The organism is Neotabrizicola sp. VNH66, from assembly GCF_049445895.1.
Classification (GTDB): domain Bacteria; phylum Pseudomonadota; class Alphaproteobacteria; order Rhodobacterales; family Rhodobacteraceae; genus Pseudogemmobacter.
Genome location: NZ_JBMSDW010000014.1, coordinates 23,266 through 42,693, shown reverse-complemented (window position 1 = coordinate 42,693; position 19,428 = coordinate 23,266). Strand labels below are relative to the sequence as shown.

Genomic DNA, 19,428 nt, shown 5'->3' with positions numbered 1-19,428 from the left:
CCGCCGGGGAGGGTGGGGCCGGATCAACCGACAAGAGGGAGGACGACCAATGACCTATTACAACAGGCTGGTGAAATCCGGCATCAGCCGCCGCGCGGTGCTGCGGGGCATGGGGGCCGGCGTGGCCGCCAGCACGCTGGCGCTGCCCACCTATCTGCGCGCGCAGACCGCGGGCACGATCAAGCTGGGCTATCTGACGCCCGCAACCGGCCCCTTGGGGCTGTTCGGGGAAACCGACGGCTATACCGTGCAGAAGATCCGCGAACATCTGGGCGGGCAGCTGGTGTCCTCGAACGGCAACACCTATGCGATCGAGATTCTGGAACGCGACACCCAGTCCAACCCCAACAAGGCGGCGGAACTGGCGGGCGACCTGATCCTGAACGAGGAGGTGCATCTGATGGCGCCCGCCTCGACCACCGACACGATCCTGCCGGTGATGGAGCAATCCGAACTGTATGAGGCGCCCTGCATCTCTTCGGGCGCGCCGTGGCAAGCGGTTATCATGCCGCGCGGCGGTGGTGAGTTCGACTGGACCTACCACTTCTTCTGGGGTCTGGACGAGGCGCTGAACACCTTCGTGGGCCTCTGGAACGGGCTGGAGACCAACAAGAAGGTCGGCATGCTGTTCCCGCAGAACATCGACGGCGAGACCTGGGGCAATGACAGCTATGGCCTGCCGGTGCCGACCAAGGCCGCAGGCTATGACGTCACGATCCCGGGCTATTTCCAGCCACGGACCAATGACTTCTCGGCCCAGATCGCGGCGTTCAAGGAAGCGGGCGCCGAAATCATCGGCGGCATCACCTATCCGGACGACCTGAAAACCTTTGTCACCCAGTGCAACCAGCAGGGGTTCAAGCCGAAGGCGGTGACGGTGGCGGCGGCGCTGCTGTTCCCCGGCGGCGTGGAAGCCATGGGCGAACTGGGCAACGGCATGTCGTCCGAAGTCTGGTGGACCCCGGCCTTCCCGTTCCCCTCGACCCTGACCGGACAGGACAGCCGCGCGCTGGCCGACCAGTGGGAGACCGACCAGAAGCGGCAGTGGACCCAGCCTCTCGGCTATTCGCACGCGCTGATGGAAGTGGCGATCGACATCCTGAAACGCTCGACCGATCCCCTGGACCGCGAGGCCAACCGCGAGGCGATGGCGGCGACCGACATCACCACCGTCTGCGGCCCGGTGAAATTCGCCGGCACCCCGCACAAGAACATCTGCACCATGCCGATCTTTGGCGGTCAGTGGGTGAAGGGCGAAAAGTGGCCCTATGACCTGAAGATCGTCGACAACAGCGTGAACCAGCTGTTCGAGCCGGAACAGAAGATCGTTCCGCTCGCCTGGTGATCATGCGGGACAGCGTTATTCAGAACGGGGGACAGGGATTGGATCACGACATCCTTCTTCAGGCCCGCAACGTCTCGAAAAGCTTTGGCGCCGTGCGGGTTCTGCACGGGGTCAGCTTCGATGTGCGCCGCGGCGAGGTGTTGGGCATCCTTGGTCCCAACGGTGCGGGCAAGACCACGCTGTTCAACATGATCAGCGGCGATCTGAAGGCCTCGGGCGGAGAAATCCGCCTGGGCGACCGCGCGCTCGGGTCCGAGCCGCCGTTCCGGCGCTGTCAGATGGGGATCGGCCGCACCTATCAGATTCCGCGGCCCTATTCCGGGATGACCACCTTTGAAAACCTGCTTGTCGCCTCGGCCTTCGGGGGCGGCAAGTCCGAACAGGACAGCTATGCCTTCTGCGCGCAGGTGCTGGCCGATTGTGAATTGTCGTCGCGGGCCAATGTGCAGGCGGGCAAGCTGACGCTTCTGGACCGCAAGCGTCTGGAACTTGCCCGCGCGCTGGCCTCGGACCCGAAGCTTTTGCTGCTGGACGAGATCGCGGGCGGGCTGACGGATGAGGAATCGAAACAGCTGGTGGCGCTGGTGCGGCGCATCCGCGACCGCGGCGTCACCATCGTCTGGATCGAGCATGTGCTGCACGCGCTTCTGGCGGTGGCGGACCGGCTGATGGTGCTGAACTTCGGTGAAAAGATCGCCGAAGGCGCCCCCGAAGCGGTGATCGCCGACCCCGAGGTGAAGCGCGTCTATATGGGGATCGAGGCATGACGGCGGTGCTGTCCACCCATGGGCTGATTGCCCGCTACGGGGATTTTCAGGCGCTGTACGGCGTCGATACCGAACTGGCCGAAGGCGAGGCGGTGGCGCTGATCGGGGCGAACGGGGCGGGGAAATCCACCTTCCTGCGCGCGATCATGGGCCTTTTGCCGGTGGCGCCGGATATGGTGCGGCTGAAGGGCCAGCCCATCGGCGGAATTGCCACCGACCGGATGGTGCAGATGGGTGTGGCCATCGTGCCCGAAGGCCGCCGCCTGTTTTCCGGCATGTCGGTCGAGGACAACCTGCGTGTGGCGGTGGATCAGGCCGAGCGTCTGGACCGCAAGGGCGGTTGGTCGCTACCGCGGCTGCAAAGCCTGTTTCCGATCCTGAAGGAAAAGGCCCGCACCCCGGTGCAAAGCCTGTCGGGCGGGCAGCAGCAGATGGTGGCCATCGGCCGCGCGCTTCTGTGCCAGCCCTCGGTCCTGCTGTGTGACGAGATCAGCCTTGGCCTTGCGCCCAAGGTGATCCGTGAAATCTATGCCGCCCTGCCCGAGATCCGGGCGCAGGGGACGGCCGTCATGCTGGTGGAACAGGATGTGGGTCTGGCCCAATCCGCCTCGGACCGGCTCTATTGCATGCTGGAGGGTCGCGTGACGCTGACCGGACGTTCCGCCGAAGTCACCCGCGACCAGATCGGCGCGGCCTATTTCGGAGGCTCCCATGCAGTGGTTTGATGCGCTGGTACAGGGCATCCTGCTGGGCGGGATGTATGCGCAATATGCGCTTGGCATGGCGCTGATGTTCGGGGTCATGCGGATCGTGAACGTCAGTCATGGCGATCTGGTGATCCTGTTGTCGCTGGTGGGGATTTCGCTCTCGGCCTCGTTCGGGCTGGGGCCGTTCACGGTGATGGTGGCGCTGGTGCCCTTGGCCGTGGGGCTGGGCTGGCTGTTGCAGAAGGCCATCCTGAACCGGGTGGTGGGGGATGACCCCCTGCCCTCGCTGATCGCGACCTTCGGCCTGTCGCTGGCGTTGCAGAACCTGATGCTGCAGATCTGGTCGGCGAACAGCCGGTCGCTGCCCGGCGGTGGCATCGAAAGCAAATCGGTGCAAATCGGCGGCATCTACATCGGCCTTCTGCCGATGATCGTGCTGGTCTTCGCCATTGGTCTGACCTTCGCGCTGGACCTGATGCTGAAACGGTCGCGCTTCGGCCGAGCGCTGCGGGCCGCGGCCGCCGATGTCGAGGCGGCGGCGATGACCGGGATCAACCCGCGCCGGGTCTATGCCGCGGCCACCGCCATTGCCGTGGGCATCCTGGGCTTTGCCGCGGTGTTTCAATCCCTGCGGTCCACCGTGGCCCCGGCCGATGGCGGGGCGCAGCTGATCTATGCCTTCGAGGCGGTGATCATCGGCGGCATGGGCTCGGTCTGGGGGGCCTTCATCGGGTCGATGGTGCTGGGCATCAGCCAGGCCATCGGCTTCCGCATCGACCCCGGCTTCGGCGTGCTGGCGGGGCATCTTGTCTTCCTTGTGGTGCTGGCAACCCGGCCGCAGGGCCTGTTCGGAAAGGGCTGAACCATGACCTCCATTCCCGTTCCGCCCGCCCCCGCCTTTACGGTCCGCCGTCAGACCCTGTCGGGCCGTATCGCGCTGACCTTGTTCGCGCTGGTCCTCATCGGGCTGGCCACCATGCCGTGGTGGGCCAAGACCGGCACCATCCGCATGGTCCTTGAACTGTGCTGCTACATCGCCGTAGCCCAGATGTGGAACATGCTGGCGGGCTATGCCGGACTGGTCTCGGTCGGGCAGCAGGCCTTCATGGGGGCGGCGGGCTATGCCTTGTTCGTGCTGGCCCAGACCTTCGGGGTGAACCCGTTCCTTGCCATCGCTCTGTCCTTGGTGGTGCCCGCGGTGCTGGCCGTGCCGTGCTATCTGCTTCTCCACCGGCTGGACGGGCCCTATTTCGCCATCGGCACATGGGTCGTGGCCGAGGTGTTCCGGCTGGTCGCCACCAACCTGTCGTGGGTGAATGCCGGCGCCGGCATGTCGCTGACGGTAATGAAGGATTACTCCGCCGATCAGCGCAACATCGCCATGTCGCTTCTGTGTGCGGCGATGATCCTGCTGACCATCGGCGGCAGCTACTGGTTCCTGCGGTCCCGCTATGGCCTTGCGCTGATCGCCATGCGCGACAACCCGGTCGCGGCAGCCAGCCAAGGCGTGAACGTGAAACGCCTGCGCTTCATGATCTATGTCGCGGCGGCTGTGGGCTGCGGGCTGGCCGGATCGGTCTATTTCATGGCGCAGCTGCGGATCAACCCGGCCTCGGCCTTTGATCCGATGTGGTCCAACCTTGCCATCTTCATCGTGATGGTCGGCGGCATCGCCTCGATCGAGGGGGTACTGATCGGAACCGCCATCTATTTTGTGGCCGACCGCTGGTTCGGCGAATATGGCGCCAGCTACTTTGTGGTGCTGGGCGTGATGACCGTGCTGGTCGCGCTTTATGCCCGGACCGGGATCTGGGGCCTTGCCTCCCGCCGCTGGGATGCGCCGTGGTTCCCGATCCGTCGCCATCTGATCCTGAAGACGGAGGAGAAGTGATGAAAGCCGCCCTCTTCGATGCGGTCGGCACGCCGCTGCGCGTGACCGATCTGCCCGATCCCACCCCCGCCGCCGATGAGGTGGTGCTGCGGGTGGCCGGTTGCGGCATCTGCGGCAGCGACCTGCATATCACCGAAGACCCGAAGCCCTTCGGCATCGGCGCGGGCTATGTGCTGGGGCATGAGATTTCGGGCGAGGTGGTGGCCACCGGCGCCGCGGTCACCGATCTGACCGCCGGAGACCGGGTGGCCGTGGTGCCGATGCGCGGCTGCGGCCATTGTGCCCGCTGTCTGGCCGGCGACCCGGCCCGCTGCGCCCAGATGGTGCTGATCGGCGGCGGCTATGCCGAATATGTCGCGGTCGCGGCGCGGCAATGCCGCCTGCTGCCCGAAGGCGTGGCGCTGGCGGACGGCGCGCTGGCCGAGCCGCTGTCGGTCGCCCTGCATTGCATCGTGCGGTCAGGGATGAAGCCGGGGGACCGCGTGGCCATTCTGGGTGCCGGTCCCATCGGCCTGCTGGTCGCCTTCTGGGCGCGGCGGATGGGGGCCAGCCATGTGGTGATGGCCGATGTCCACACCCATCAGCGCGACCGGGCGCTGGCCCTGGGCGCCACGGATTTCGCCTTGTCCGGCCCGCATCTGGCCGAGAATCTGGCGGACCTCTGCGGCGGACCGCCGGATATCCTGTTCGAATGCGTGGGCAAGCGTGGCCTTCTGCAGGCCGCGACCGAGGCGGTGCGCCTGCAGGGCAAGGTCATCGGCGTGGGCCTGTGCATCGGCGGCGATGACTGGGACCCGTTCGTGGCGCTGTCGAAAGAGATCGACCTGATCTTCACCGTCTTCTTCCACCAGCGGAATGAATTCGGCGTGGCGTTGGATGCGCTGACCAGCGGCATTCCGCAGAACCTGATCACCGACCGGATCGGCCTGTCGCCGGTGCCGCAGGTCTTCGAAAGCCTGCGCCGCCGCACCACGCAGTGCAAGGTGCTGATCCAGCCCGAACTTTCCTGAGGAGGAAATGCGATGACCGTAGAATTCGAGACGCTGGACTATGACATCGGCGGCGTGAAAACGGTGGTCAAGGCCATCGGACAGGGCAAGCCGGTGCTGTTCCTGCACGGCGCTGCCACGCTGGAAGGCTTTGATTTTGCCGAAGGTCTGGCAGACCGCTTCCGCGTGCTGCTGCCCAGCCATCCCGGCATGGGCTTTTCCGGCCCTGCCCCGCATGTGGGCGATCTGACCGACCTGCTGCTGCATTACCTGAACCTGCTGGACGCCAAGAACCTGCCCGAAAAGCCGCATCTGATGGGCTTTTCCATGGGCGGCTGGATGGCCACCGAACTGGCGGCACTGGCGCGGGAAAAGTTCGACAAGGTCGTGCTGATCGCGCCCGCCGGGCTGAACGATCCGGCGCATCCGGCCACGCCCTTGGCCGGGATCGCCCCGCAGGATTTCCCCAGCTACATGACGCATGACGTGACGGTCGCGCTGAAATACTTCCCCGACGGGACCGATGCCGCCTTTGCCGAACAGTTCGGCGCCGACCGCGCACGCGAAGGCGATCTGGTCGGGCGGCTGTGCGCGCCCTTCGGCATGGGCCACCCGAACCTGAAACGCTTCATGCAGCGGATCACCAATCCCACGCTGCTGGTCTGGGGCGCCGAAGACCGGCTGCTGCCCGCAAGCCAGGCGCCGGTCTGGCTGGCGAACCTGCCCAATGCGCAATTCCTGTCCGTCCCCGCCACCGGCCATCTGGTGGCGCAGGAGCGCCCTGAGACCCTGAAATCCATCGGCGATTTCCTCGCCGCCTGACCCGCATCCTGAGGAGGAGCAAGATGAACAAGCCCATGAACCATGGCTATTGGGGCAAGACCGTCGATTACCGCAAGGTTCTGCAGGACATTGCCGCCATCGGCCCCAAGCTGGAAGCCAACGCCGCCGCCGATGAGGCCGCGGGTGAACTGACCAAGGAAAGCTTTGAGCTGCTGCGCCCGCTGCGCATGTCGCATCTTCTGGCCACGGAAGAGTTGGGCGGCGCGCAGATGCGCCCGACCGAGGTGCTGCAGCTTCTGGAGGCGATCACATGGTGGTCCGGCTCGGCGGGCTGGGTGTCCATGGTGCATTGCTGCATCGGCGCCATGTCCGCGGCGTTCCTGCCCGATTCCGCGGTGGAACGGCTGTTCGCGCCGGGGACCGAGAACCGTTTCTCCGGTCAGGGTGCACCGCTTGGCATGCTGAAGAAGGTGGACGGCGGCTATACGCTGTCGGGCAAGTGGTCTTATGGCTCGGGCTTCAGCCACGCCACATGGTCGCATTCCGCCTGTTTCGTCGATGACGGCACCGGCAAGCCCGCCAAGGATGAGGCAGGGAATGTCATCGTCATGTGCGCCCATGCGCCGATCCCGGAGCATAAGCAGCTGGGCAACTGGGACGTGCTGGGCCTGAAGGGCACCGGGTCCATCGACTATGCCGCCGAGAATGTCTTCGTGGCCGAGGATCTGGTGTTCCCGATCCTGACCGCGCCGCCGCAGCGCCTGAAGGAACTGTTCAGCCTTGGCATCGTCGGGCTGGCCGCCATCGGCCATACCGGCTGGGCCATGGGCGCCGGACGGCGGATGCTGGATGAGATCGCGGGCTTTGCCCGGTCGAAATCGGGCCGTGCGGGCCTGCTGGGCGAAAGCGAGAAGTTCTGGAATGACTATGGCCGCGCCGAGGCCAGCTATCGCGCCGCCCGCGCCTTCGTCATGGAAGTCTGGGGCGAGATCGAGCATCTGGCCGAGGCCGGCCAGCAGATGACCACCCGTCAGGTCAGCCTTGTGCATCTGGCCAAGTCGCAGATCCATGAGGTGGGCGTCGATGTCTGCAACTTTGCCTATCGCGCCTCGGGCGGGGCGGGGTTGCGGGCGGGCGTGATCCAGCGCACCTTCCGCGACATGATGGTCGCTGCCAACCACTTCACCATCGCGCCCTCCATCGTCACCTCGGCCGGGCGAGAGCTGGGCGGACAGTGGACGGACCGGGTCTGGCAGTTCTATGACCTGATCGAGAAGAAGTAAGCCGCGCGCGTCCGGGGGTGGCCCCGCCGCCCCCGGATGCCGGAGACCATGATGACGGATCTTTCCCACGCCTTTCGCGACGCCTTCCGCCTGCATCCGGCCGGGGTGGCGGTAATCACCGCCGATCCGGGCGGCCAGCCGGTGGCGATGACCGTCTCCTCGCTGATCTCGGTCAGCGCGGCGCCGCCGACGGTGGCCTTCTCGCTGTCGTCGCGGTCCGGGTCCACCGCGGCGGTGCTGGCGGCGGGCAGCGTGGTGATCCACCTGCTGCGCTTTGCCGATCTGGACCTTGCCCTTCTGGGCGCCACGCCCGGGGCCGACCGTTTCGGCGACGCCACGCCATGGACCCGCCTCCCCTCGGGCGAGCCGCGCTATACCGGCCCCGCCACATGGTTCCGCGCCCGCATCACCGGGTCCCTGCCGGTCGAAGGCGCCACGGTGGTGGTGGCCGAATTGCTGGAGGGGGAAAGCGTCGTCCCGCCCGGCGCGCCGGAACTGGAATCGCTCATCTACCTTGACCGCCGCTGGCACCGCCTGCGCGAGGCCGCGGACGGCAAGGCCAGCCTGACCCTGATGGATACAGAACCGCGCGACGTCTTCCGCTGACCCTGCCGGGGTCAGACCTTTGGAATGTGATCATTCGCGCGGGGGCGGCGGGCCGCCTGTTGCAGACCGACGGTGTCAGCACCGGGTCCAGCCATATCAGCGGCACCGACCCCGCCTCGATGACGGTGATGGATGCCGGGCCGCGGGTCATGGTCTCAGCAGTCTTCGCATCGCGGGTTGTTCGGTCATGCGGCGGACCGTGTCGGGCAGCACCGATGCGCCAGCGGTAATGATCGGCGAATGCGCGGCCAATCTGATCATTGCGGCGGGCTGAAGCCGGGACTTCATACCAGTTTGCGATATTGTCTCGCATCCATCCGATCACCTTAACCGGGCTCTGCGTCTAGGATGACCGGGAAGGGGGCGCCGGGGAGGGTGGCCCGGAGGGAAGTTCATGGCGATCCTGTCCTTGCAGGGCGTGTCCAAAAGCTTTGGCGCGCTGAAGGTCACCGATGACGTCAGCTTTGCGCTGCAACCGGGTGAGGCCCTGGGCATCATCGGCCCGAACGGGGCCGGAAAATCCACATTGTTCAACCTGATCACCGGAAATCTGCGCCCCGACGCGGGGGCCGTCCTGCTGGACGGGCGCGATGTGACGGGGGAAAGCCCGATGCAACGCTGCGCCTCGGGCGTGGGGCGGTCTTTCCAGATCCCGCAGCCCTTCGGTCATCTCTCGGTCTATGAAAACCTGCTGGTTGCCGCGCGGTTCGGCGGTGCCCTCCCGGCGGCCGAGGCACCGGGACATTGCATGGATATTCTGGAACGCACCGGGCTGGCCGCGCTGGCCGACCGTCCGGCGGACGCGCTGCCGCTTCTGAACCGCAAGCGGCTGGAGCTGGCACGTGCCATGGCCACGAAGCCGCGGGTGATCCTTCTGGATGAAATCGCAGGCGGGCTGACCGATGGCGAATGCGGGGAGCTGGTGGCCACGATCCGCGGCATTCATGCCGAGGGGACGGCGATCCTGTGGATCGAACATGTGCTGCATGCGCTGACCTCGGTCGTGACGCGGCTGATGGTGCTGAACTTCGGCCGCATGCTGATGATCGGCGCGCCCGATGAGGTGATGGCCGCCCCTGCCGTGCGCGAAATCTATCTGGGGATCGAGGCATGAGCCTGCTGCGCGTCGAAGGGCTGACCGCCCATTACGGGGATTTTCAGGCATTGTTCGGCGTGGATCTGGTGCTGGAGGCCGGTCAGGTGCTGGCCATCATCGGCGCCAATGGCGCGGGCAAGACCACGCTGATGCGCGCGATCACCGGCATCGCGCGGGTGACCGGCGGCACGATCACGCTGGACGGCACGGCGATCACCGGGCGCCCGGCGCCCGATATCCTGCGCGCGGGCATTGCGATGGTGCCTGAGGGACGCCGCCTGTTCCCCAGCCTGACGGTGGAGGAAAACCTGCGGATCGGCGCCCATGCCCGGACCGGCAACGGGTTCTGGACGCTGGAGCGGATCTTCACCCTGTTCCCCATCCTGCGCGACCGCCGCGCCCATCCGGGCACGGCCCTGTCCGGCGGGCAGCAGCAGATGGTCGCCATCGGCCGCGCGCTGATGTCGAACCCGAGGGTTTTGCTGTGCGACGAACTGAGCCTTGGGCTGGCCCCGGTGGTGATCCGCGAAATCTACGCCGCCTTCCCGATGATCCGCGACAGCGGCACCGCGCTTATCGTGGTGGAGCAGGACATCGGGCAAGCCCTGAAGGTGGCCGACCTCGTGCATTGCATGATGGAAGGCCGCATCCGCCTGTCCGGCCGCCCCGATGAGTTGAGCCGCGCGGCGATCCATGACGCCTATTTCGGGGTGAACCATGCGTGAGTTTTTGGGCCTCATGATCCGCCGCGCCGCCGGGGGGCCAGCCCCCCGGACCCCCCGGGATATTTTTGAACAGATGAATTGGGGGCGCCGGCATGATCTGGCTTGATACGTTGGTGCAGGGCCTGTTGCTGGGCGGGCTTTATGCGCTGTTCGCCGCGGGGCTGAGCCTGGTGTTCGGCATCATGCGGCTGGTCAATCTGGCGCATGGCGATCTGATCGTGCTGGGGGCCTATCTGATCCTTGGGATCGGAACCGCGCTTGGGCTGCATCCGTTCGTGGCGGCGCTGGTGGCGCTGCCGGTGATGTTCGGCCTTGGCATGGTGCTGCAGGGCGCGCTGCTGAACCGGGTGCTGGGCGAGGATATCCTGCCGCCGCTGCTGGTGACCTTCGGCCTGTCGGTGGTGATCCAGAACGGGCTGTTGTCCGCCTTCAGCGCCGACAGCCGAAAGCTGCCGCTTGGCCCGGTCGAGGCGGCCTCGGTCCCACTGGGGCCGGTGACGATCGGGGTCATGCCGCTCATGACCTTTGCCTCGGCCATTCTGGTGATCCTTGCGCTGAACTGGCTGTTCTACCGCACCGCGCTTGGCCGGGCGTTCCGGGCGACCTCGGACGACCCAGTGACGGCGCAGCTGATGGGCATTCGCCCGCAGCGGATTTTCGCGGTAGCGACCGGGATCGCGCTGGTCGTGGCCACCATCGCCGCGCTCTATCTGGGCGCGCGGGCGAATTTCGATCCCTCCATCGGTCCGGCGCGGCTGCTTTACGCCTTTGAGGCGGTGATCATAGGCGGCCTTGGCAGCCTGTGGGGCACGCTGGCGGGCGGGCTGGTCATCGGCGTCGCGCAGGCCATGGGGGCGGCGCTGAACCCGGAATGGCAGATTCTGGCCGGGCATATCGCCTTTGTCGCGGTGCTGCTGGTCCGGCCGCGGGGCCTGTTCCCGCGGGCCACGGATTAAGGGGGCGGGCATGCGCAATCTTCTGATCTTCGCGGCGGTGGGTCTGGCGCTGGCCATGGTGCCGATCCTTGGCTCGCGCGCCTTGGTGCAGGATCTGTTCATGGTGCTGTGCCTGCTGGTGCTGGCGCTGAACTGGAACCTGCTGGCGGGGTTTGCAGGCCTCGTCTCGGTCGGACAACAGGCCTTTGTCGGCATCGGCGCCTATGCGATGTTCGCCTCTGTCATCCTGCTGGGGCTGAACCCGCTGTTGGGGGTGGTGATCGGCGGGCTGGCGGCCATGGTGCTGTCGGTGCCGGTGGCCTTCTTCGCCTTCCGGCTGCACGGGGCCTATTTCGCCGTGGGCACATGGGCGGTGGCTGATATCGCCCGGCTGTCCTTCAGCCAGTGGAAGGCGCTTGGCGGCGGCACCGGCACCGCGTTGCCCAAGGATGCGGTGCAGGAAATGGCGATAATCCAGCTGCTGCGCGACCTGTTCGGCGGGTCCAAGGCGGCGGCGGTGGACATGCTGACCTATTGGCTGGCGCTGGCCCTGGTGTTGGCGATGCTGGCGGGGGCTTGGGTCTTCCTGCGGTCGCGCATGGGGCTGGGCCTTCAGGCGGTGCGCGACAATCCGGTGGCGGCGCGCTCGGTGGGCGTGGACCCGACCCGGCTGAAGGCGCTGGTCTTTCTGCTGACGGCCTTTGTCACCGGCCTTTGCGGCGGGCTTCTGTTCATCCAGATCGGCCGCATCTCGCCCGATGCCGCCTTCTCGCTTCTGGACTGGACGGCCTTCGTCATCTTCATCGTGGTGATCGGCGGCATCGGCACCCTGCCCGGCCCGATTGTCGGCGTTCTGGTCTTCTACGGGCTGGAACGCGCGCTGGCCGATTACGGCACCCTTTACCTGATCCTTCTGGGCCTGATCGGCATTGCGATCATGCTGTTCGCGCGGCGCGGCCTGTGGGGGACCTTCATCCAGCGGACCGGCTTTGACCCCCTGCCCCTTGGGCACCGGGCGCCGGCCCGCAGACAGCCGGAATGATCGAGGAGGAAAGATCATGAGCTATTTCACCGAAGAGAACTCTACCGGGACGGTGAACGGCCGCATGGGCAAGGACACCGATCCGCGTCTGGCCGAGGTGATGACCTGTCTGGTCAAGCATCTGCATGCCTTTGCCAAGGAATGCCAGCTGACGCAGGAGGAATGGGAATACGGCATCGGTTTCCTGACGCGCACCGGTCAGATCTGCTCGGGTGAGCGGCAGGAGTTCATTCTGCTGTCCGACACCCTTGGCCTGTCGATGCTGGTGGATGCAATCAACAACCGCCGCCCCGCGGGCGCGACCGAAAACACCGTCTTCGGCCCGTTCCATGTGGACGACGCGCCGATCCGCGCCATGGGCGACAATATCAGCCTGGATGGCAAGGGAGAGGCCTGCCTGTTCGAAGGCCGCGTGCTGGATCTGGAGGGCAACCCGGTGGAAGGCGCCACCGTCGATGTCTGGTCCGACAATGCCGACGGCTTCTATGATGTGCAGCAGCCGGGCATCCAGCCCAAGTGGAACAACCGCGGCCGGTTTATCACCGGACCGGACGGGCGCTATGCGTTCCGGGGCATCAAGCCGGTCAGCTATCCGATCCCGGATGACGGGCCGGTGGGGCAGATGCTGGCCCATCTGGGCCGCCATCCCTATCGCCCGGCCCATATGCATTATCTGGTCACAGCGCCCGGCAAGCAGAAGCTGGTCACCCATACCTTCGTGGGCGGCGATGAATACCTGACCTCAGACGCGGTGTTCGGGGTGAAGGACACGCTGGTCGCGCCTTATGAGCGGGTCAGCGGCGGCGATACGCTGTGGCGGTCCCCGTTCGATTTCGTTCTGGTCCCGGCCTGAGTCCCCCATGCCCAATGTCAAGTTCTTCGTGGACGAGGCGCGCTATCCGGCAGTGCAGGCGGACCTGTCCGCCCTGCTGCCGGAGCTGCGCGACATGCTTTGCACAGGCTTCGGCGTGGACCGCGCCGCCTGTCAGCTGGCGGTGATCCCGGTTCTGGGTCTGCCCGATCAGCCCGCCATCAATGCCGAACTGCACCTGCTGCCAAAGCCGGACCGGACCCGCGCCACGATCGAGTCCATGGCCGGGCGGCTGCGCGACCGGGTGGCCGGGGTGACGGGGCTGCATGTGGCGGTGCGCATCGCCACACTGGATGCGGCGACCTATGTCGCGCTGAAGTGACTATCCCCGCCGCCGGGTGACCTGCTGTTCATGGTCGATCCGCGCCTGAAGCCGCTGGAATTCGGCCGTCAGGAATCCGGTGAATTGCTTCACCGCGGGCGGACCCTGCCGGTCCGTCACGGTCAGGAACCCCAGTTGCCGGTCCGGGTGGTCGATCTTCAGCGGCAGCACCTCCAGCGGCACGGTGCGGCGCGACAGGAACACCACGGAATAGGGCAAGACCGTCAGCGCGTCCGACCCCGCCAGCACCGATTGCATCGAGGCGAGCGTCCCGCCGGAGAAATTCACCCGGAACTCCTCTTGCCCGATGGATTTCAGCGCGCGTTGCAGATCGCGGTAAAGCGGGCTGTTCGCGGGCGGCGCGATCCAGGCATAGGGTTCGATATCGGCCAGCGTGATGGCCTTCCTGCGGGTCAGCGGATGGCCCGCCCGGCAGGCGATCACGTTGTTGCCGGGCAGAAGCGGGGTGAATTCCATATCCAGCGGCACCTGCGCGGGATGCAGCGGCAGGATCGCCACATCAAGGCCGCCATTGCGCAGCCCGGTTTCCAGCTGGTCCAGATAGCCATAGGACTGGTCAATCTGCACACCGCTGTGCCGGCTCTGGAACTCCGCCACCATGGTGGCAACGACGCCATCCATGAAGATCGGCGATCCGCCGACGCGCAGCCGCCCGGCCAGACCCTGCCGGAACCGTTGCACCAGAAGGCTGGCCTCCTGATTGGCGCTGCGGATTTTTGCGCCCAGCCGGGCAAGGCTGGCACCCAGTTCCGTGGGCCGCAGCGGACGGCGCCCCGGCTCGAACAAGGGCATGCCGATGCGTTCCTCCAACAGCGCCATGGAGCGCGAGACCGAGGGCTGCGACTTGCCAAGCGCATCCGCGCCTTCGGTCAGCCCGCCCTTCTCGACGATGACCGCCAGAATCTCCAGATGTTCGCTGTCCAGCTTCATACCACAATGCGATATTAGATCCGCATCATCCGATCAATATTTCTGTTCCGCCGGGCTAGGTTTTTCATATCGAAGGGGCCGTGGGAGGAAACCGGATGTCCTTTTTCCGTGAGGAATTCACCGCGCGCAGCGCGGCCGTCCGCGTGCGCTTTGGCGCAGGGATCCGCAAAGCCGTGGCCGAGGAGATGGAGACGCTTGGCCTTTCGCGCGCGCTGATCCTGACCACGCCGCCGCAATCCGCCATGGCGGATGAATTCGCGGGCTATCTGGGCGCGCGGGCCGTGGGCCGGTTCACCGGCGCCGCGATGCATACGCCGGTGGATGTGTCCGAACAGGCCACCGCACTGGCGCGCGAATTGCAGGCCGATGTCGTCGTGGCCGTGGGCGGCGGTTCGACCACCGGCCTTGGCAAGGCCATCGCACTGCGCACCGACCTGCCACAGATCGTGGTGCCCACTACCTATGCCGGGTCCGAGGCGACAGGCATTCTGGGCCAGACAGAGAACGGCGTGAAGACCACGCTGACCAGCCCCAAGGTACAGCCAGAGGTCATTCTGTATGATGCCGAACTGGTGGCCACCCTGCCCGTGGCGATGACCGTAACCTCTGCGCTGAACGCCATGGCCCATGCGGCCGAGGGGCTTTATGCCCGCGACCGTTCGCCCCTGTCGTCGCTGATGGCGGTGGAGGGGCTGCGCGCCTTCCGTGACAGCCTGCCGAAGGTGATGGCCGCGCCCACTGATCCCGCGGGACGGGGTGAGACGCTTTATGGTGCGTGGCTTTGCGGCACGGTGCTGGGACAGGTGGGCATGGCGCTGCACCACAAGCTTTGCCACACATTGGGCGGCAGTTTCGACCTGCCCCATGCCGAGACGCATGCCGTCATCCTGCCCCATGCCATCGCCTATAACGCCGTGGCGGTGCCGGATCTGCTGGCCCCGGTCACCGATCTCTTCGGTCATGGCAATGCGGGGCTTGGCCTCTGGCATTTCGCAAAGGATGCGGGCGCGCCCATGGCTTTGCGCGACCTTGGGCTGACCCAATCCGATCTGGACCGCGCCACCGATCTGGCCGCCGCCAACCCCTACTGGAACCCGCGCCCGGTGACGCGCGACGGCATCCGCAGCCTGCTGCAGGCCGCGTGGTCCGGCGCGGCGCCTGCCGTCTGACACAAACCTGCGGGACGGGAGACCCGCCGCCATCTTTCTGGGAGGATTACATGGCCGACATCACCACCGATGTGCTGATCATCGGAACCGGGCCTGCGGGTTCGGCTGCGGCGGCGCTTTTGTCCAGCTATGGCATCAGCAATGTGGCGGTGAACCGCTACCGCTGGCTGGCCAACACGCCGCGCGCGCATATCACCAACCAGCGCACGATGGAGGTGCTGCGGGATCTGGGCCGTGAGGTCGAGGACGAAGCCTATATGTTCGCCACCCATCAGGATCTGATGGGCGAGAACATCTTCTGCGAAAGCCTTGCGGGCGAAGAGATCGGCCGGATGAAAGCCTGGGGCAATCATCCGCTGTCGAAGGCGGAACACGAAATGTCCTCGCCCACGCAGATGAACGACCTGCCGCAGACCTATATGGAGCCGCTGCTGTACAAGACCGCCTGCCAGCGCGGCACGCAGGGGCGGATGTCGACCGAATACCTCAGCCATGTGCAGGACGAGACCGGCGTCACCACCACCTGCCGCGACCGGCTGACCGGCAAGGAACTGGTGATCCGGTCGAAATATCTGATCGGGGCGGATGGCGGCAAATCGCTGGTGGCCGAACATGCCGGCCTGCCGTTCGAAGGCAAGATGGGCGTGGGCGGGTCGATGAACATCCTGTTCCGGGCCGATCTGTCCAAATATGTGGCCCATCGCCCCAGCGTCCTTTACTGGGTGATGCAGCCCGGCGCCGATGTGGGCGGCATCGGCATGGGTCTGGTGCGGATGGTGCGGCCTTGGAACGAATGGCTGATCGTCTGGGGCTATGACATCAACGGGCCTGAGCCCGAGGTCACCCCCGAATTCGCCACCGGCGTGGCGCGGCAGCTGATCGGCGACCCGGAGTTGGAGATCGAGCTGCTGTCGGCCAATGTCTGGACGGTGAACAACTATTACGCCACCCGCACCGCGAATGGCCGGGTGTTCTGCATGGGCGATGCGATTCACCGCCACCCGCCGTCGAACGGGCTGGGGTCGAACACCTCGATTCAGGATGCGTTCAATCTGGCATGGAAGCTGGCCTTGGTCCTGAAGGGGCAGGCCGGTGAGGGGCTGCTGGACAGCTATGATGCCGAGCGTGCGCCGATCGCCAAGCAGATCGTGACCCGCGCCAACCAGTCGATCGGGGAAACCGGACCGATCTTTGCCGCGCTTGGCATGGCCGAAGGCGTCAGCCCGGAGCAGATGCAGAAGAACCTGTCCGCCCGCAGCGAAGGAACCCCGCAGGCCGAAGCGCAGCGCGAGGCGATCCGCAAGGCGATTGCGTTCAAGAAATACGAATTCGACGCCCATGGCGTCGAGATGAACCAGCGCTACCGCTCCTCCGCGGTGGTGACGGACGGGCAGATCGAACCGGCGTTCCAGCTGGACAGCGACCTGCATTATCAGCCGACCACATGGCCCGGCGCGCGGCTGCCGCATGTCTGGGTCTATCGCCACGACACTGGCGCGCAGGTGTCCACGCTGGACCTCTGTGGCCATGGCCGGTTCACGCTGTTGACCGGTCTGGGCGGAGAGGCCTGGGCTGCGGCTGCGGAAAAGGTGGCGGCGGAGCTGGGCCTTGATCTGGCGGTGCAGATCATCGGCCCGCGCCAGACCTATGTGGATCACAGCGGCGAATGGGCCCGGGTGTCGGAAATCCGCGACAACGGCTGCCTGCTCGTCCGCCCCGACCACCATGTCGCCTGGCGCGCGACCGATCTGTCAGACCGGCCGGAGGCGGAGCTGACCCGCGTGCTGCGCCAGATCCTTGCCCGCTAACCGCTGAAACTCGATCTCTGCCCCCTGCCCGCCCCGTCAGGCCTGACGGCGGCGGGCTTTGCATTCCGCGCCGCGTCAAGCCTATATCCTCCACACATCCATCGCTTGAATCCGCAAGGAGAATGTCCCATATGTAATGCAGACAGCAAAATGTCATTGGGCCATGCCATGCAGGAATCCACCGTTACGATCAAAGGTCAGACCACTTTGCCGAAAGACGTGCGGGCTGCGCTGCGCCTCTCTCCCGGAGACCGGGTGCGCTATATGATCCTGGACGGCGGCGAGGTGCGGCTGGTGCGCAGCGTTCCCGTGGCAGGGCTCGCCGGTCTGTTGAAGGGCCTGACAGACAAGGTTGTATCGCTGGACGAGATGGATGCAGCCATCGCCAGAGGCGCAGCCGGAGAATGACCGAACAGCAGAGCGGTGCCGCAATCGGGCTGGACACCAATGTACTGGTCCGGTTTCTGGTGCAGGATGATCCAGAACAGGCCGCCGCTGCGACAGCCGTCATCAGCAGCCTGACCGAAGCGGCGCCGGGCTTTGTCTGCCGCGAGGTGCTGGTGGAACTGGTCTGGGTGCTGGAGCGCGCTTATGGGCTTGGCCGCGCCGATGTTGCCCGTGCGCTGGACGCGCTGCTTGAAGCACAGGAATTGCGGATCGACGCAGCGGATCGGGTGGCGGTGGCCGCAGACCGCTATCGCCGGGGTGGCGCAGGATTTGCCGATCAGATGGTCGCGCTGGCCGGGCAGATGGCAGGTTGCAGCGCGACGCTGACTTTCGACCGCAAAGCCGCGGCTCTGCCGGGAATGCAGCTTCTGGCGGCGAAACCCGATCATTGACCGTGCGCCGCATTTAACAGCTGTTAAGTCGGGGGCCACGCCAAATATCGTCATGCCGCACCGCGCCGTCCGATCAGGGCCATCACCATCGGCCCACAGCTGAACTGACCTGCGGCCGCCTTCGCCGTCAGCGCACGGAGATATCCACCCGGAGAGCGGATGTCAGCAAACCGCTCCAGCATGGCCACAAGCACGACCGAGGCCTGCTCCGGCCCCATGAACCGCTGCGCCTCCTCCCAAGCCGAAGCACTGATCCCCATGGCAGGCCGGATGTGGGTCGCGGCATCGTACAGCTGATGCCAATGGCGGATGGGATGCGGATAGAAGGTTCCCACCGTCGGACAACTGGTCGTGACCAGATGCAACGGGATCCTTGGCAGTTCTGGTTCCACCCTTTCGGCAGGGCTCTCCTTTGCGCCGGGTTGGTCTTCTGATACCTCGGCCGCGCCCTTGCCTTGTTCTAAGGCAGGTTCAAGAACGATGAGGTTTATGTTTGAATTATGATAGTGCTGCTCAGTTCTGTCAGCACTGGTGATCATTTCTTCTGTGGCAACGCCATCAATCCGGTCTCTCGCACGGTCCAGCAGTGTCGACAGATCGTGCTGCAGGGCTGACAAGTCTTCCGCGGAAAGTTTGCGGCGCAAGGCGCGGGCGGTCAGAATGGCCGTATCCTGCATCTGGTCCCACAGGCCCAGCCCCGGATGCAAATCTTCCCCGAACTCCGCCAGCGCGGCCACATCGCGGCGCATCAGGCTGACCACTTCCCGCAGCCGGCGCAGGCGCGTTTCGGCGGCCCGGACAGCCTCGGCCGCCCGGACGATCTCTTCGGCACGCTGATATAGCGGCGCCAGATCCAGCCCGAAGGAGATCCGTTCTTCGCCATCCTTGCGGGCATAGCGCTTGCCATTGGGACTGTCGCGGCGGCTCAGCAATCCCGTCTCGACCAGCCGCGCCAGATGGCGGCGCATGGTCGAACAGGCCATGCCGTTCAGCCTCTCACACAAAGCCCTGTTCGACGGAAAGACGACCGTTCCGGCATCAGGGCGCAGGCAATCCTCGGGAAAGAAGCTCAACAGCCCCTGGAGCACGGTCAGATCGCGCTCGGTCACGCCAAAAGCGGCCTGTGCCTTGGACAATTCCCGCAGAATTTCCCATTTGTTAACCGGCCGCACCAAGGGCGCAGCTTCCTGCGGTTCCACCACGCGCAGATGCGCGCGCGAGACCGGCCGCATGAACGGCGAGATCGGCGTATAGTCCATGATGATGTTCACGAAGGCAAAATTTTCCCGGCCCGCGAAT

Annotated in this window: 21 protein-coding genes; 19 read left to right on the top strand and 2 right to left on the bottom strand. The window is 65.8% G+C overall.

What is annotated here, in order from left to right:
- Positions 1–49 precede the first annotated feature (49 nt).
- From ACO2Q5_RS17575 to ACO2Q5_RS17505, 15 genes are all read left to right on the top strand, one after another.
- The gene (locus tag ACO2Q5_RS17575; protein ID WP_423293457.1) at positions 50–1,345 is read left to right on the top strand and encodes an ABC transporter substrate-binding protein; all 1,296 of its coding nucleotides are present in this window, start codon (positions 50–52) and stop codon (positions 1,343–1,345) included.
- A 38-nt stretch (positions 1,346–1,383) separates the two neighbouring features.
- Complete coding sequence (locus ACO2Q5_RS17570) at positions 1,384–2,112, top strand: ABC transporter ATP-binding protein (RefSeq protein WP_423293455.1); 729 nt, start codon at positions 1,384–1,386, stop codon at positions 2,110–2,112.
- On the top strand, positions 2,109–2,837 hold the full coding sequence (locus ACO2Q5_RS17565) for an ABC transporter ATP-binding protein (protein ID WP_423293453.1): 729 nt from the start codon (positions 2,109–2,111) through the stop codon (positions 2,835–2,837). Before ACO2Q5_RS17570 ends, ACO2Q5_RS17565 begins: the two co-directional genes overlap by 4 nt.
- Complete coding sequence (locus tag ACO2Q5_RS17560; RefSeq protein WP_423293451.1) at positions 2,824–3,681, top strand: branched-chain amino acid ABC transporter permease; 858 nt, start codon at positions 2,824–2,826, stop codon at positions 3,679–3,681. Before ACO2Q5_RS17565 ends, ACO2Q5_RS17560 begins: the two co-directional genes overlap by 14 nt.
- 3 nt (positions 3,682–3,684) lie before the next feature.
- On the top strand, positions 3,685–4,710 hold the full coding sequence (locus tag ACO2Q5_RS17555) for a branched-chain amino acid ABC transporter permease (RefSeq protein ID WP_423293449.1): 1,026 nt from the start codon (positions 3,685–3,687) through the stop codon (positions 4,708–4,710).
- On the top strand, positions 4,710–5,720 hold the full coding sequence (locus tag ACO2Q5_RS17550) for a zinc-dependent alcohol dehydrogenase (RefSeq protein ID WP_423293447.1): 1,011 nt from the start codon (positions 4,710–4,712) through the stop codon (positions 5,718–5,720). Before ACO2Q5_RS17555 ends, ACO2Q5_RS17550 begins: the two co-directional genes overlap by 1 nt.
- A gap of 12 nt (positions 5,721–5,732) precedes the next feature.
- Positions 5,733–6,521: an alpha/beta fold hydrolase gene (locus ACO2Q5_RS17545; protein ID WP_423293445.1), complete on the top strand. Its 789-nt coding sequence runs from the start codon at positions 5,733–5,735 to the stop codon at positions 6,519–6,521.
- A gap of 23 nt (positions 6,522–6,544) precedes the next feature.
- Entirely contained in the window at positions 6,545–7,765 is a 1,221-nt protein-coding gene (locus tag ACO2Q5_RS17540) for an acyl-CoA dehydrogenase family protein (protein ID WP_423293444.1), read from the top strand.
- Between the two features lie 51 nt (positions 7,766–7,816).
- Entirely contained in the window at positions 7,817–8,371 is a 555-nt protein-coding gene (locus ACO2Q5_RS17535) for a flavin reductase family protein (RefSeq protein WP_423293443.1), read from the top strand.
- A gap of 394 nt (positions 8,372–8,765) precedes the next feature.
- A complete protein-coding gene (locus ACO2Q5_RS17530; RefSeq protein WP_423293441.1) occupies positions 8,766–9,485 on the top strand; it encodes an ABC transporter ATP-binding protein in 720 nt (239 codons plus the stop codon).
- Positions 9,482–10,192: an ABC transporter ATP-binding protein gene (locus ACO2Q5_RS17525; RefSeq protein ID WP_423293439.1), complete on the top strand. Its 711-nt coding sequence runs from the start codon at positions 9,482–9,484 to the stop codon at positions 10,190–10,192. The genes ACO2Q5_RS17530 and ACO2Q5_RS17525 overlap by 4 nt, the downstream gene beginning before the upstream one ends.
- A 92-nt stretch (positions 10,193–10,284) precedes the next feature.
- Complete coding sequence (locus tag ACO2Q5_RS17520; protein ID WP_423293437.1) at positions 10,285–11,148, top strand: branched-chain amino acid ABC transporter permease; 864 nt, start codon at positions 10,285–10,287, stop codon at positions 11,146–11,148.
- 10 nt (positions 11,149–11,158) lie between these two features.
- Entirely contained in the window at positions 11,159–12,169 is a 1,011-nt protein-coding gene (locus ACO2Q5_RS17515; protein WP_423293435.1) for a branched-chain amino acid ABC transporter permease, read from the top strand.
- 16 nt (positions 12,170–12,185) lie between these two features.
- On the top strand, positions 12,186–13,022 hold the full coding sequence (locus tag ACO2Q5_RS17510; RefSeq protein WP_423293433.1) for an intradiol ring-cleavage dioxygenase: 837 nt from the start codon (positions 12,186–12,188) through the stop codon (positions 13,020–13,022).
- Between the two features lie 7 nt (positions 13,023–13,029).
- Complete coding sequence (locus ACO2Q5_RS17505) at positions 13,030–13,362, top strand: hypothetical protein (RefSeq protein WP_423293431.1); 333 nt, start codon at positions 13,030–13,032, stop codon at positions 13,360–13,362.
- On the opposite strand, the gene ACO2Q5_RS17500 is transcribed toward ACO2Q5_RS17505, so the two are convergent.
- Entirely contained in the window at positions 13,363–14,313 is a 951-nt protein-coding gene (locus ACO2Q5_RS17500) for a LysR family transcriptional regulator (protein WP_423293429.1), read from the bottom strand.
- Between the two features lie 95 nt (positions 14,314–14,408).
- Here ACO2Q5_RS17500 and ACO2Q5_RS17495 point away from each other — a divergent pair, with 95 nt between their 5' ends.
- The 4 genes from ACO2Q5_RS17495 (at position 14,409) to ACO2Q5_RS17480 (ending at position 18,129) form a co-directional block, all read left to right on the top strand.
- On the top strand, positions 14,409–15,482 hold the full coding sequence (locus ACO2Q5_RS17495; RefSeq protein WP_423293427.1) for a maleylacetate reductase: 1,074 nt from the start codon (positions 14,409–14,411) through the stop codon (positions 15,480–15,482).
- A gap of 50 nt (positions 15,483–15,532) precedes the next feature.
- Positions 15,533–17,290 (top strand): FAD-dependent oxidoreductase, encoded by a 1,758-nt coding sequence (locus tag ACO2Q5_RS17490; protein WP_423293425.1) that lies wholly within the window; start codon positions 15,533–15,535, stop codon positions 17,288–17,290.
- Between the two features lie 150 nt (positions 17,291–17,440).
- Positions 17,441–17,698 carry a type II toxin-antitoxin system PrlF family antitoxin gene (locus ACO2Q5_RS17485; protein ID WP_423293423.1) on the top strand — a complete coding sequence of 86 codons (258 nt, stop codon included), beginning with the start codon at positions 17,441–17,443 and terminating at the stop codon, positions 17,696–17,698.
- Positions 17,695–18,129 carry a PIN domain-containing protein gene (locus tag ACO2Q5_RS17480; protein ID WP_423293421.1) on the top strand — a complete coding sequence of 145 codons (435 nt, stop codon included), beginning with the start codon at positions 17,695–17,697 and terminating at the stop codon, positions 18,127–18,129. Before ACO2Q5_RS17485 ends, ACO2Q5_RS17480 begins: the two co-directional genes overlap by 4 nt.
- Positions 18,130–18,179: 50 nt before the next feature.
- On the opposite strand, the gene repC is transcribed toward ACO2Q5_RS17480, so the two are convergent.
- On the bottom strand, positions 18,180–19,388 hold the full coding sequence (repC, locus tag ACO2Q5_RS17475) for a plasmid replication protein RepC (protein WP_423293599.1): 1,209 nt from the start codon (positions 19,386–19,388) through the stop codon (positions 18,180–18,182).
- Positions 19,389–19,428: the final 40 nt, after the last annotated feature.